The sequence below is a fragment of the Shewanella woodyi ATCC 51908 genome (assembly GCF_000019525.1).
GTDB classification, from domain to species: domain Bacteria; phylum Pseudomonadota; class Gammaproteobacteria; order Enterobacterales; family Shewanellaceae; genus Shewanella; species Shewanella woodyi.
Genome location: NC_010506.1, coordinates 3,778,610 through 3,791,417, shown reverse-complemented (window position 1 = coordinate 3,791,417; position 12,808 = coordinate 3,778,610). Strand labels below are relative to the sequence as shown.

Here is a 12,808-nt window from a genome sequence, read left to right as displayed (position 1 = left end):
GAATAAATCGCATTTTTGTGACTTGGATTGTGTGCTTGTGATCTAAATGCGATCTCATTTTATTCCAAAAGAGGCTCTTTGGAGAGACAGCCCCTGTAAACTGAAATTTCCCCAAAACCTCAAGCTGTGATCTGTGTCACCCAGCGTGAGCCAAATGCCACTCAAAGGTCAAACATTGGCGCTAATCGAGACTCTGGTCTACATTTTGTGGTAGCCAAGGATCAATGGATTATTGGCGATACTAAATGGATTTAACTAAAAGGAAATATCATGAAAAATCACATTACTATTGTTGGTTTACTGTTTCTTGCATCTGTTTCATTGGGCGTTAATGCAGGCCAGAAGCCTAAAGCCACACCGACACCTGTTGAAAACTCAGCGACTCAAGCCCAAGCTCAATCCCTTAGTATTAATATTAATACGGCGCAGGTGGCAGATCTTGTTCGCTTAAAAGGGATTGGAGAAGCAAAAGCTAAGGCTATCATTGAATTTCGCCAAGCCAATGGCAACTTTAAAGCGGTTAAAGAGCTTGAACAGGTGAAAGGGATTGGCGCCAAACTGGTTGAGAAAAACAGATCTTTGATCGTGTTATAGCTCAATAAAAAATCTTAAAGTAAGATATTCCAAGTGATTTTGATTATAGAATCAGCAGTTGGCGGTTATCTTACTCTATGTGCAGTTTAAGGGCTTGATTGCGGGGCGGGGTTAGTAGATAATGCTCGGCGTTCGAAGGGATAACTCCTGACGAAAGCAATGGTGACCTTAGGGTCCCCCCGCAATGATAACTTGTGAACTCGGCCAGGCCCGGAAGGGAGCAACCGCAGCAGGCGACTCATGTGCCGGGGTGTGGCTCTAGGGGAACCTCCAAATTCCTTCTAGTACATCAATAACTCTTTGATTAAACTTGATTGTTTAACTATTCATCTTAGTTACATTCTGTGATCCCGTTTACTTGTATAATTCGTGTGTACCACTCCATATTCGCTGGACAAAAGTCAGCCTTCTTGCCAGAAAACAAGTTTCAAATATCTTTTGAATTTGTTAATTGGGCGGGTTTGGTGTTTGGTTGGATTATGATCAACCACGACTTCATATTTAATCTATAGCCTGCGGCTCGCTTAATGTGTAAACACTTCTGTGACACGCCGCAAGCACAATCCCTGTGGGCTCTACCGTGACATCCATGTCACGGAAGGTCACAGCCGCGTTCACACGTGGTTGTGTATCTCTTCGATTGAAGTTGTTAGTAGTCTCATTTCTGGACAAAAACACGTTAGAGCATTGAGTCGAATTAAGCTGATATTGATAAGAAAAGTATCTTAGTTCCCTAATTTGCTCTGACCCCTTTATCTGATAGATATGGGAAGGTAATAGAGCCTGTTAGTCTCTTAGTGACTCTCTCATTACTATAATTATGGATTAGACATTACGGAAAGAGTGAGTAATATTTTCATTCTTTTTCATGTACTTTATGTAAGAAAATCCAAATAATGTTAATGAATACAAACTGTTTTCAACTTTTATTAAGTTCCAGTCAATGAGGAATCTTAGATATAGTTGCGTATCCGTTTTCTCGTAATGTTCTGGATTATCAGCTTTTAAAGCATTAAAAAAGATTTCCAAATTTTGATAGGTTACTGCTTCGGTCGATAGAGATAAGTTAACTAAGAGGTTGTATTGGCTTTTATAAATAGCGTTGTTAATCATTACATATCTGTTTGTCGCTGCTAGTATGCTGTATTCAGCGGATAGTAATTTAATCTGTTCTTCTAATGGTACGTTCAGATAGTCTAGCTGCTTTTCTACAAACAATATTGCATCTTGAATGTATTCTGAGTCATTTTGCTCTTGGTAAAGTTTTATCTGGCTTAGACTTTTGAGGTCGCCTTCTATCTTGTTATTAGTTAGTGGTGGTTTTTGTTTATCATTAGACTGCCATTCAGTGCTTAAACCACTTGTACCTAATGTGAGTTTTCCTAGCTGTAAGTTTTCGAAGAGCGCTTTAACTCTTGTTACGATGAGGGCTTTGTATCTAAGGCTAATAACAAGGACAACTACAGGCCAAGCAATTTCTTTTATTATCTCAACATAGTGCTCAGGCTTCCAGCTGCATACAGCTTGTACTGTTTCTATTGCAACTTTTGTTAACTCTGGTTCAGTTCCTGTCACAGGCATTCATCCACCTACATAATAAATTTTGGCAATGCTAGCATATAAGTTATTAATAATTCTTTGATAATAAATAACAAAGGACAATAAGTAATAGAGGTTCAAAATTTTTATCTATAGCACTCTCAGGTGTTCTCCCTTCCTAAAAATAACTAAGACCCCACAATTGTGGATGCAAACCTCCTCTACTAGTCTTTAGTTAAGGCTGAAGAGAGAAGTTTGTTATGTCGATACCAAGCAAGGCGCTAGTTTCCTATAAATCATCCTTAACCCGTGATAGCACTGCTTATGCAAAATCTGTGGATATTTGAGTCGAGATAGATGATGTGAAGTTCAACCCATATTCAACCTCGCTGTGCAAAAATTATTATGGATGTCTTAGTTACTTTGTTGCTCAGCAAATTGCATGACAGCATTGGTGAATCTGAATTCAGCAGCTTGTTATGAGAGTATTTAAACTGGGCGAGCATTGATCACAGTACACATAGATAGTGCCAAAATCGCCCAATATTACAAAACCTTCTTCAAATTTATTTACTTCTTCGAACTCACCCAAAGTCGTCACATCAGTTTCTGAGTTCCAAACCAATCCAATTCTTAATTCAGAAAAGTCGATCTTAATGGCTGAACCGTTCGAGTTGTAAAATCGAACATTAATTGAGTCAAAATCGCAAGAAGAAACACGAACAACGAATTTCAGATATTGCCTATCTTGTGGAGCTTCGATGTTGATTACATCACCGCCAATGACTCTGTCCATACTAGCTCTCATAACGAGCCTTTACAGTTACTCGTTTTTGATTAATTTTTAATACCATACAATGACAGGAGCGAGGTTTCTATGGCAAAAGTTTCTGTCTTATTGGATCTTGCTTTGTATTATGGGCTAAGTAGTACATCAGCCATTGTTCATGGACCTTAGTCTGACCTCGCAAGGTCAATGTGTTCATGCTCTACTTTCCGTAATACGGTCAAATACCGCTTAACTAAGCTGTTGTTGATAAAGATAAATCATAATTTTTTCAACTAATTAGACGAAGCATTACAAAGAGGTCAGTGCTACAAAGTACAAATTATTTGAGGTAACACAAAGGGACAAAAATGATTTACAAAGCCTTACCTAATACAGCTAAATCGAAGAGACAAATAAACAGGTGTAGATGCGGCTGCGAGCTTCGACTTCAAGGATGAAGTCGTAGAGCGTATATGGATATATGCACAGCGTCTCGCAGAAGTATCTGCATACTCCCAGCCGGAGGCGATAGATAACAATAAAGGTACGACCTTCAAACAGACGACCAAATAACAAAACAACTGAATATTAATCAAGAAATGTAATCAGCCTTCATTTGAAGGCTAGCTAACTTTGATGTATACAGAAGCTGATGTACAAAGCGGAGTCGCTCGCCATACTCAGATCATGAGCGAAAAAAAGCCCACTGTTATCACTTTACTGATAGTCATTGGGCTGATTTTTTGAATCATCTTGATGGGATAGTTGGGAGGACTAATCCTCATCTTGCTTCAATTTAGATTTGAGAAAGGCGCGGGATTTCTCTAATGCTGTTTGGATCTCTGATTTCATCTGCTCAAGTTCGGCATAATCTTCAAAAAAGTGGGTATCAACTAAGTGGCGAATGTATCTAACAGGAAGTTGATTGAGGGTGACACAGCAGAGATCTGCTAAGTATTCCTCAGGCAATTCATCGATCAATCCTTCATCCGATAAGAGTTCCATTAACAACACTTCGTAATAGTTTCGAACCTCTAGTTGCATAGTATGCTCCCTGATTTTGGTTATCCATTGCTGCTTCTGATGGGGTGACACCTTGTCAGAATTTAGTGTGCTACCAAAATGACTTTTCAGCAATAAGAAATATGCACGATACCTCAATCATAATTCTAGTGCCTGATTGGCATTATTTCCCCTCACTTAGGGATAAACAATCTACTTATAGATGAGATAGTGGCTGTGTTAGGCGTTTTAGCTTCTGATGTGGGTTTTAGCAAAGGAAAATGCCGGCTAAATTGCCGGCATTTGAGGTGTGATGCTTTTGCATTTGGCTTACAGCTGTTTAATGGCCCAGCTCATAAACTCTTTTCTGGTTTTTTGATCGGCATGTAACCACCAATATTGCAGCATCTGCTCTGCATGTTCAGCATCATTAACCTTCTCGCCGGTTACGGCATCAATTGGAGCCGGCTTGCTCACAGGGGCTGTGATGGTGGAAGAGGTTGCCACTACACCACCTGTTGCAGCACTGGCAACGTTAGAGATATCTTGGCCGTTACCGCCACCAAAGATGCTATTTACAAATGAGTCTTCGGTGAAGTTTGTCTGCTTGACTTGGTAATCGACGGTACCTGAATCGGCTCGGGTGATCACAACACTGGGTGATTTAGCGAATTTTTGAGGATTTTTAACCACTTCACCGTCGGAGGCTTGTAAGCTGTACTGGTGATCGCCATCTACGGTTAATGTGACAATGAAGGGAGATGATTTAATAAAGCTTTCACCGTCACTGAAATCATCTTGCACCATGTCATGGTAACGGATGGCAATTTTATGGGGGCCATTGTTAAGCTCGATATCTGACTTATGATTAAATAGGCTCGACTCTATTTTTTGCCCATCGACTGCAAGGTATTCAAATGCCATGGGAATATTGAGATTAGCAGCCAGAGCCGAGGAGGAACCAAGCAGAGCGATGATGGCGGTGATTGGCATAACAGATTTCATTGTAGCTCCTTAACGTTTAAAACTTCTATATGTATGCGTGTGTGGGCGTTCAAACGCCTGGATACGTTCTTCAATGTAACTAATAGCCTGTCGACATTTACCTAAACGTCGATGGACAAGAAGGATCTCATTCTGCTTCTTAATTTTGTCAGCACTATGACAGTATTCGAGTTCTGATTGCAAATTTTGAATCTTTTGCTCAAACGCCTTGACCCAGTTCAGATGCTTGTTGAGCTCCTCATAGAGTTGATGGCTGTTTTGCATCACGCCTGCTGCTATCCAGTCGAAGCCGCTATTACTGTGTGACTTGCGTCGCCTTTGTTGAGCTTTTGCTATGCGCATCTGTTTTTGATGCTCTGCAGATTTTACATCCAAAGAGGTGGTGGCTAAGGCTCGTTTAACGGCGGTAAATCGGTCTTGAATACGTTCACAACTTAACAGAATGGTGTTGGCGGATATTTTTCCTTTGATCAATTTCTCAAGTTGCTCAATGCTTTTACTGATCTGATCGATACAGGGCTTAAGCTCGGCACCGGTCTGGATAAATAAGCTATCGTTAAAGCGTTCAGTATCTTGCAGTAATCGTCTCTGCCCCTTGGGGAGCTTGGCGTCGTGCTGCAACACCTCTTGCTCCAACTGTTTATGTTGAGCTCTTAGACGTTTGAGTAGTTCACTTGTTGTCACCATGCACTCCAAGCTAATTTTACTGCGATAATAAGAACGATAATAATAAACACAGGCCGGATGAATTGAACACCAAATTTTATCGCTGAGCGGGCTCCAATGAATGAGCCTAGCATCATACATATCCCCATAGACAAGCCTAATATTAGGTTAACTTGCCCTAATATAAAAAAGATAGCTAATGAGGTGAGGTTACTGACAAAGGTCATGGCTCTGGCAAGGCCACAGCTATAAAGCAGTGGTTGTCGATAATAGTTGGTGCTGCTGATTGTCCAAAATGCGCCAGCCCCTGGTCCTGCAAAACCATCATAAAAGCCTAAAGGAAATGCCAGTAGCCATTGCTTTAAGCCTGAAGCGGACTTTTTAAGCGGGACATAATCTTTACATCCCATGGCATTGGGTTTGACCAAGGTATAGATGGCGATGGCGATAATAATGAGAGGTAAGCCCTTCTCAAGCCACTCTTTATCTATGTAATAAACCAGAAAGGTGCCACTGACAGCGCCAAGAAAAGTGGCGATAAACGTTTGATACCAAAGTGTAGGCGAAAAAAGGTTTTGCCTATAGTAGGTAAACGCTGCCATGGATGAGCCAAAGCAGGCTGCCAGCTTATTGGTGCCTAATGCGAGATGGGGGGAGATCCCTAAGGTCAGTAGCGCTGGAATAGAGAGCAGGCCTCCACCACCGGCAACGGCATCGATAAACCCAGCTATTAACCCAATACCCGCAAGAATAGCCCATGTGCTGGGCTCTAAGAGTAGCTCCAAAGTTTGTCCTACTCTATTTCACGGCGAAAGGGAGGGAGAGCGTCGAGTAATGATTTTCCGTATCGTTTACTTACAAGTCGTCTATCTAAAATGGTGATTCGTCCATAATCTTGCTCTTTACGTAGTAATCTACCACAGCTTTGTATCAATTTGCGTGATGCATCTGGAATAGTTAACTGAAGGAATGGATTTCCCCCTTTTATCTTGATGTATTCAGCGTGGGCTTGCTCAACCGGCGAAGTCGGTACAGCGAAGGGAAGCTTAGTAATAATCAAGTTGGTCAGGTAGTCACCTGGAAGATCTAATCCCTCAGAGAAGCTACCTGTGCCAAAAATGATGCTGGGTTCGTTGTTGTCACATCGCTGCTTATGCTTGGTTAAGATCTCTTGTCTCGAGGCGGTGCCTTGGATCTGTAAGCCTGTCTTAATTTTACTCTCTACCAGTTCGGCGACTTTTTCCATCTGCCAGTAGGAGGCAAATAGGACTAAGGTTGCTTGCTCGCCATCGATGAGAGTGATTATCTGCTTAGCGAGCTCTTCAGTGTATTTGTCATCCGTTGGCTCTGTGTCCATCTTGGGCAGATACAGGGTGGCATTTTGCTCGAAATCAAATGGTGAGTCTAATGCAAGAAAGCGGCTTCCATCATTGATGGATAATCCAACTTGACGGGTAAAATGATCGAAGTTGTTTAGCGCTCTTAATGTTGCACTACATAAAACAACGCCGGCAGCCTTATCCCATAGCAGCTTTTCTAGCATAAAGCCGACTTCGATAGGAGAGGCATTAAATAGATAATCTAGCTGTTTTCCTGTGATAAGTTCAATCCAGCGGGCCATCGGCGCGCCTTTGGCATTGTCGACTTTTGCCATCATCTTCCAGAGTTTTTGCAGATTCTCTAGCCTTTGTAGCATGAAGCCTGTTTCAGAGAGGAGTTGCTCCGCTTGATGTTTGGCTATCTCACCATCTTTTATCGCTTCTGCCAGCAAGTTTTGCATCTTATTAAACTGCTTGAGTGCTTTGGATGAAGTGCTGGCGATATTCTCAGCTTGGCTCAGTAAGCCATCGGGCAGTTTTCCATGTTCGAAACGAAAACGATTTTCTGGGTTATCAAATCGCGCGGTTTGAGTGTCGCAGTAGTGGGCAATTTGATTGAGCATGCCTGTGAGATCGGTAATATGATCATGCATCGCCTGCACTGGCGCGATGATATGGTTACTCTTTATCTGGGTCTGCAGTTTGCTGCTGGTTTTATCTATCTTCTCTAACCAGTCAATAGCGCCTCTTAGTGTCGATTGGGCACTGGAGAAGTCTCTGGCAACTTTTGGCAGGTGATGGGCTTCGTCGATAATATAGTAGAGCTCTTCGGGATCTGGCAGGATAACCCCACCACCAAGCTCAAGATCTGCAAAGAGTAAGCTGTGGTTGGCGATGAGCACATCCCAGGTATCGATATCTTCACGGGCCTTATGGAAAGGGCAGTTCCGGTGACTGGCAAGCTGTTTATGGCAGCTGTGTTTATCGCAAGCTATCTGTTGCCAAAGGTGATCGGGGAGCTGCTCTGGCAAGGTATCGCGTTCGCCATTCCATTTACCTTCATGGTATTGTTTAAACAGAGTTTGCAGTAGTTCTACTTGGCTAGTGTCGGGCTTAGTTTGCCACATGGCCATCTGAGTGCCATCGTCGGCGCCGATCAGCATCTGTAATTTGGAGAGGCAGACATAGCGTTGTCTACCTTTGACTAAGCCAAAGGTAAAGTCCAATTCAGACTGCGCGAGAAAAAAGGGCAGATCTTTGTGAAGCAACTGCTCTTGCAGTGCAACGGTGGCAGTGGCGATACAGACCTTTTTTTTGCTGGCTAGTGCCAGCGGAATAGAGCCTAATATGTAGGCCAGTGATTTACCAATCCCGGTACCAGCTTCAACCACGATAATTCGTCTCTGCTTATCGTATTCGCCTGCCAGTGTTTTTGAGATCTCCGCGACGATATAGTTTTGCTCTCGTCTGGAACGAAAGTTAGGTAATGCCGCAGCGATACCTTTATATATAGTGCGAATTTGAGTTTTTACATCAGCAGTTAGCATGCGCATACATAGAAGAGAAATAGAGCTGTACATAATAACAGTGATTGCTTAGCCTTACCTACTCAATTTTCAATTAATTGAGCTAAACAGATCAATTTCATAGTGAGTATAAGTAATGAGTAGAGAAGAGTCCCTCCCAGCGAGTGTTAAAGGCAGAGTGCTATCACGGCATCTGGTGCAACAATCGGGCGCTCTTTGTCTGCATTATTATATTAAAACAGCACAGGGGCCTGTGTTAGTGAAGGTGCCGAATGCTGAGTTTCTCTGTTTCTGTGCAACCTCTAGCGTTGATAAGTTGCTCTCTTCGCCAGGCTTAGGTTATGTGAGAACCAAGGCGCTGACTCTTCAGAACTTTGAATCCCAGAGTGTGACAGCACTTTATTGTCAATCACGGCAAAACTATCGGAATTTGACCCGAGCTGGTGTTGATCTTGGGATCCCACTTTATGAATCTGATGTTCGTCCTGAACATCGATACCTCATTGAACGGTTTATTGCGCTGGATGTTGAGTTCTCCGGTGAGTTTATATCAACCCCGTCAACTGATGCTTTACCTGTTTTTATGGCTGAGCGTGCTCGTAAAGCTGAGCTGGATATCTCACTTAATGCTATCTCATTGGATTTTGAGTGTAGTTTCGACGGAGAGCTTTACTCAGTGGGCTTATATGGGATGAGCGGCGAGCAGCCCTATGAGAAAGTCATTATGGTCGGGGATGCAAGCGCTATAACACAGAGTGCAACGCCTGAGACAGATGAGAAAAGTAAGGCGGCAGCTTATGTCGAGTGGGTACAAGATGAACGAGCACTCATTCTCGCCTTGGTCGAGTGGTTTAATGATTATGATCCCGACATTATTATCGGTTGGGCCGTGGTTACCTTTGACCTTGCTCTGCTGTTTCGCCGAGCTGAAAAGCTAGGGATAAAATTGCCCATTGGCCGAGGAGGGGAACAGCTTAGCTGGAAAGTTGCCGATAAATTCAGGCCTGAATCCCTTTCATTGCCTGGGCGAGTCGTATTAGATGGTATCGATTGGCTTAAAGCTGCATTTTATCGTTTTGATAGTTTCTCCTTGGAATCTGTATCTCGTACCTTGCTCGATGAGGGCAAGGCTATCCATAGTGTTGAGCACCGTGTCGATGAGATAGCTCAGTTATTTGCGCATGATAAGTTAGCGCTTGCACACTATAACTTGACCGATAGCAGACTCGTGTGGGACATCTTTAATCATACTGAGTTGTTTGAGTTTGCTATTGAGCGCTCAAAGCTAACAGGTTTAGAGCTCGGGAGAGTAGGGGCCTCGGTCGCTGCTTTTAATAATTTGTATCTACCGCATCTGCATCGTGCAGGTTTTGTAGCGCCAGCCATGGCGACTAGCCAAGGGTTAGAGAGTCCAGGTGGTTATGTGATGGACTCTATTCCTGGCTTATACCAAAATATTATTGTGTTGGATTTTAAAAGTCTGTATCCCTCAATTATTCGTACCTTTCTTATTGATCCTAAGGGGTTAGTGCAAGGCTTGTCTCTGCCAGACTCTGATACCGTTGCAGGTTTTCGTGGTGGAAGGTTTAGTCGAGATAACCCCATACTTCCTCAACTCATTAAAACCTTATCTGAGCACAGAGAGTTGGCGAAAAAGGAGAGTAATGCACCGCTGTCTCAGGCCATTAAGATCATCATGAACTCGCTTTATGGGGTATTAGGTTCAAGAGGTTGTGTATTTCATGATGCTAGGTTAGCAAGCTCCATTACATTAAGGGGCCATGAGATCATGAAGCAAACTAAGGTTTGGATTGAGGAGTGCGGATATAAGGTTATCTATGGTGATACTGACTCTACCTTTGTTTGGTTGGGTAATGACCCACTTGAGGTCGATGCTGATACCGCCGCTAAAGGCTTAGTGGAGATGGTGAACACTCACTGGCGTGAAAGGTTATTAAGCTCAATGAATATTGAGTGTTTCTTGGAGCTTGAATATGAGTCCCATTATGAACAGTTTTTTATGCCCACATTAAGAGGTTCTACTGAGGGGTCTAAGAAGCGTTATGTTGGCGCTTATACTCAGCAAAGTGGCGAGTTGAAATTAGTATTTAAAGGGATGGAGCAAGTGCGAAGTGATTGGAGTCCAATTGCAAGGCGAGTTCAAGAGTCACTGTATTATCGTCTTTTCTCCAAACAGGATGTGAAGTTGTTTTTGCAGAGTATCGTAGAGGAGTTATTGTCAGGAAAGCTTGATTCAGAGCTTATTTTTTCTAAGAAGCTTCGCAGAGATATTAGTGATTACAAGGCCAAATCTTCACCACATGTTAAAGCTGCGCAGATCCAATATGAGTTATCTGGTAATACGAGCCTCTCTAAAAGAGGGGCGCAAATTGATTATTTAATGACAGTAAATGGCGCTGAACCTGTGGAATACAGAAAATCCAATATCGACTATCAATACTATATCGAGCGGCAATTGGGGCCGATAGCTGATCCCATTCTTACCATTTTGGGCGAAAGTTTCTCTAGCATGAACTCAAATCAGCTTACGTTAATATAGTGGGGTGCTTCTTAATGTTTTGCGTGTTTAATGTTATCAGTTGGTGAAATCCTTGCTGCTTGTTAGTTTTTTTGGATATTTCTCGTGAAAAAGGCTGGGTTTTTGTCATTTTCTGCTTTGAGAGGGGCATGATCCTTTGCTAATCTCGGCAGGAAATAGGATAGAAATAAAACAACGGAATGGTTAAAACAAAAACCAAGCAGACTGGAAACATTAAGGTTAGATAACAGATGAAAAAAACGTTAGTAGCATCGGCTTTAGCAGCCGTTATATTTGTACCGACAGCTTCAGCTATCGAGATCTATAAAGACGACAAGAACGCAGTAGAGATCGGTGGTTATGTCGATGCGCGTATCATCAATACTCAAGGTGAAACAGAAGTGGTTAACGGTGCTTCTCGCATCAACTTCGGTTTTACTCGCGAAATGAGCGATGGTTGGAAAGCCTTCACTAAACTTGAGTGGGGCGTTAACCCATTCGGTAATAGTGAGATCGTTTATAGTAGTGAGAGTAACTTTGAATCTAAAAGTGGTGACTTCCTAAATAACCGTCTTGGTTATGTTGGTCTTGGCCATGATACATACGGAACGCTAACCATTGGTAAGCAGTGGGGCGCATGGTATGACGTGGTTTATAACACCAACTATGGTTTTGTATGGGATGGTAATGCATCTGGTACTTACACATACAATAAAGCAGATGGTGCCGTAAACGGTACTGGTCGCGGTGATAAAGTAGTTCAATACCGTAACTCATTCGGTGATGTTAGCTTTGCACTCCAAGCTCAATTAAAAAATGATACCTTTTATACCTGTGAGTCTATATCTGGCTTAGGCACAGATTGTGAGCAGCGTTGGAACGACGGTGACGAGTCACAAGAGGTTGACTACGGTTACACTTATGGTGGTGCTATCACATACCAAGCTACCGACATGTTAACACTAACAGCGGGTATTAACCGTGGTGAGTTTGATGTGAGATTCCATACTGGTGAGCAGATCACTGCAACAGATCTTATCTATGGTGTTGGTGCAACTTGGGGCAGCTTCGATCAAGATGGCTTCTACGCTGCTGCTAACTTCAACAAGAATGAAAACCACGATACTGATAACTTAGGTCGCCTGATCAAAGATTCATACGGTATTGAGTCACTGTTCTCTTACAAGTTTGAAAACGGCCTACGTCCATTTATCTCTTATAACGTATTAGATGCTGGCAGTGACTATGTTATTCAACCAAACAATGTTGACCCTAACGATGTGTTTAAGCGTCAATTCGTTGTTGCTGGCCTTCACTATGTTTGGGACTCAAACACAGTACTTTATGTAGAAGCGCGTAAAGACTTCAGCGACTTCACAAGTGCAGACAAGGCTCAAGAAGCCAGAATGTCAATCTCTGAAGAAGATGGCGTTGCTATCGGTATTAGATACACACTTTAATCTGAACTGAAACACTATAAAACGCCCTTTTTAGGGCGTTTTTTGTATCTGATAATCAACTGAATTACTTATTGTAACTTTTGATTTAGCCCCTTCTCTCTCCCTTTACATACCCCAAATATGATGAATCTCTAATTATTAACATTAATCTGTGACAGAATGTATAGCTTTATTTACATGTTACTCGTTTATGGAAATAAGTATAAAAATATTGGCTGATCACTATTTATCATTAGTTTGCGTAAGTTTAGCATTTTATTGATAACTGCGTGCTAATAAACCTTTGTTTAATCAATCTTATTCTACTGTTTTATATGGGGATTTATTGTTTTTGAGGTCTGTTGTGTCAAGTCGTTGAGCTACTAGGAAATTTTTTTATTTTTCCTTAA

At 42.2% G+C, this 12,808-nt stretch carries 10 protein-coding genes and 1 other RNA gene; 4 read left to right on the top strand and 7 right to left on the bottom strand.

Translation table 11 applies throughout. The features are described 5' to 3' along the window. The first annotated feature begins 270 nt into the window (after positions 1-270). Both SWOO_RS15940 and ffs read left to right on the top strand, forming a co-directional pair. Positions 271-594: a ComEA family DNA-binding protein gene (locus SWOO_RS15940; protein WP_012325700.1), complete on the top strand. Its 324-nt coding sequence runs from the start codon at positions 271-273 to the stop codon at positions 592-594. 168 nt (positions 595-762) lie between these two features. Further along, positions 763-859, top strand: an RNA gene (gene ffs / locus SWOO_RS25700) — signal recognition particle sRNA small type. Positions 860-1,419: 560 nt separating this feature from the next. On the opposite strand, the gene SWOO_RS15935 is transcribed toward ffs, so the two are convergent. The 7 genes from SWOO_RS15935 to dinG all read right to left on the bottom strand — a co-directional run bounded on the left by SWOO_RS15935 (position 1,420) and on the right by dinG (position 8,441). Next, positions 1,420-2,175 (bottom strand): hypothetical protein, encoded by a 756-nt coding sequence (locus tag SWOO_RS15935; RefSeq protein ID WP_012325699.1) that lies wholly within the window; start codon positions 2,173-2,175, stop codon positions 1,420-1,422. A 424-nt stretch (positions 2,176-2,599) separates the two neighbouring features. Continuing rightward, complete coding sequence (locus SWOO_RS15930) at positions 2,600-2,929, bottom strand: hypothetical protein (protein ID WP_012325698.1); 330 nt, start codon at positions 2,927-2,929, stop codon at positions 2,600-2,602. Positions 2,930-3,676: 747 nt separating this feature from the next. Continuing rightward, positions 3,677-3,946 (bottom strand): late competence development ComFB family protein, encoded by a 270-nt coding sequence (locus tag SWOO_RS15925; protein ID WP_012325697.1) that lies wholly within the window; start codon positions 3,944-3,946, stop codon positions 3,677-3,679. 288 nt (positions 3,947-4,234) lie between these two features. Further along, positions 4,235-4,909, bottom strand: a complete 675-nt coding sequence (locus SWOO_RS15920) for a DUF2057 domain-containing protein (protein ID WP_012325696.1) — start codon at positions 4,907-4,909, stop codon at positions 4,235-4,237. A 9-nt stretch (positions 4,910-4,918) separates the two neighbouring features. Further along, entirely contained in the window at positions 4,919-5,593 is a 675-nt protein-coding gene (locus SWOO_RS15915; protein WP_012325695.1) for a primosomal replication protein, read from the bottom strand. Then, a complete protein-coding gene (locus tag SWOO_RS15910; protein ID WP_012325694.1) occupies positions 5,590-6,360 on the bottom strand; it encodes a sulfite exporter TauE/SafE family protein in 771 nt (256 codons plus the stop codon). Before SWOO_RS15910 ends, SWOO_RS15915 begins: the two co-directional genes overlap by 4 nt. Positions 6,361-6,368: 8 nt before the next feature. Then, positions 6,369-8,441 carry an ATP-dependent DNA helicase DinG gene (gene dinG / locus SWOO_RS15905; RefSeq protein ID WP_041417713.1) on the bottom strand — a complete coding sequence of 691 codons (2,073 nt, stop codon included), beginning with the start codon at positions 8,439-8,441 and terminating at the stop codon, positions 6,369-6,371. Positions 8,442-8,556: 115 nt separating this feature from the next. Here dinG and SWOO_RS15900 point away from each other — a divergent pair, with 115 nt between their 5' ends. Both SWOO_RS15900 and SWOO_RS15895 read left to right on the top strand, forming a co-directional pair. After that, positions 8,557-10,980 (top strand): DNA polymerase II, encoded by a 2,424-nt coding sequence (locus SWOO_RS15900; protein WP_012325692.1) that lies wholly within the window; start codon positions 8,557-8,559, stop codon positions 10,978-10,980. A gap of 230 nt (positions 10,981-11,210) precedes the next feature. Next, positions 11,211-12,419, top strand: coding sequence for a porin (locus tag SWOO_RS15895; RefSeq protein ID WP_012325691.1), 1,209 nt, complete (start codon positions 11,211-11,213; stop codon positions 12,417-12,419). Positions 12,420-12,808: the final 389 nt, after the last annotated feature.

Excerpts from the sequence above, each read along its gene's own strand:
- SWOO_RS15940 (WP_012325700.1), top strand. The coding sequence starts at position 271 with ATGAAAAATCACATTACTATTGTTGGTTTACTGTTTCTTGCATCTGTT.
- SWOO_RS15935 (WP_012325699.1), bottom strand. The coding sequence starts at position 2,175 with ATGCCTGTGACAGGAACTGAACCAGAGTTAACAAAAGTTGCAATAGAA.
- SWOO_RS15930 (WP_012325698.1), bottom strand. The coding sequence starts at position 2,929 with ATGGACAGAGTCATTGGCGGTGATGTAATCAACATCGAAGCTCCACAA.
- SWOO_RS15925 (WP_012325697.1), bottom strand. The coding sequence starts at position 3,946 with ATGCAACTAGAGGTTCGAAACTATTACGAAGTGTTGTTAATGGAACTC.
- SWOO_RS15920 (WP_012325696.1), bottom strand. The coding sequence starts at position 4,909 with ATGAAATCTGTTATGCCAATCACCGCCATCATCGCTCTGCTTGGTTCC.
- dinG (WP_041417713.1), bottom strand. The coding sequence starts at position 8,441 with ATGCTAACTGCTGATGTAAAAACTCAAATTCGCACTATATATAAAGGT.
- SWOO_RS15900 (WP_012325692.1), top strand. The coding sequence starts at position 8,557 with ATGAGTAGAGAAGAGTCCCTCCCAGCGAGTGTTAAAGGCAGAGTGCTA.
- SWOO_RS15895 (WP_012325691.1), top strand. The coding sequence starts at position 11,211 with ATGAAAAAAACGTTAGTAGCATCGGCTTTAGCAGCCGTTATATTTGTA.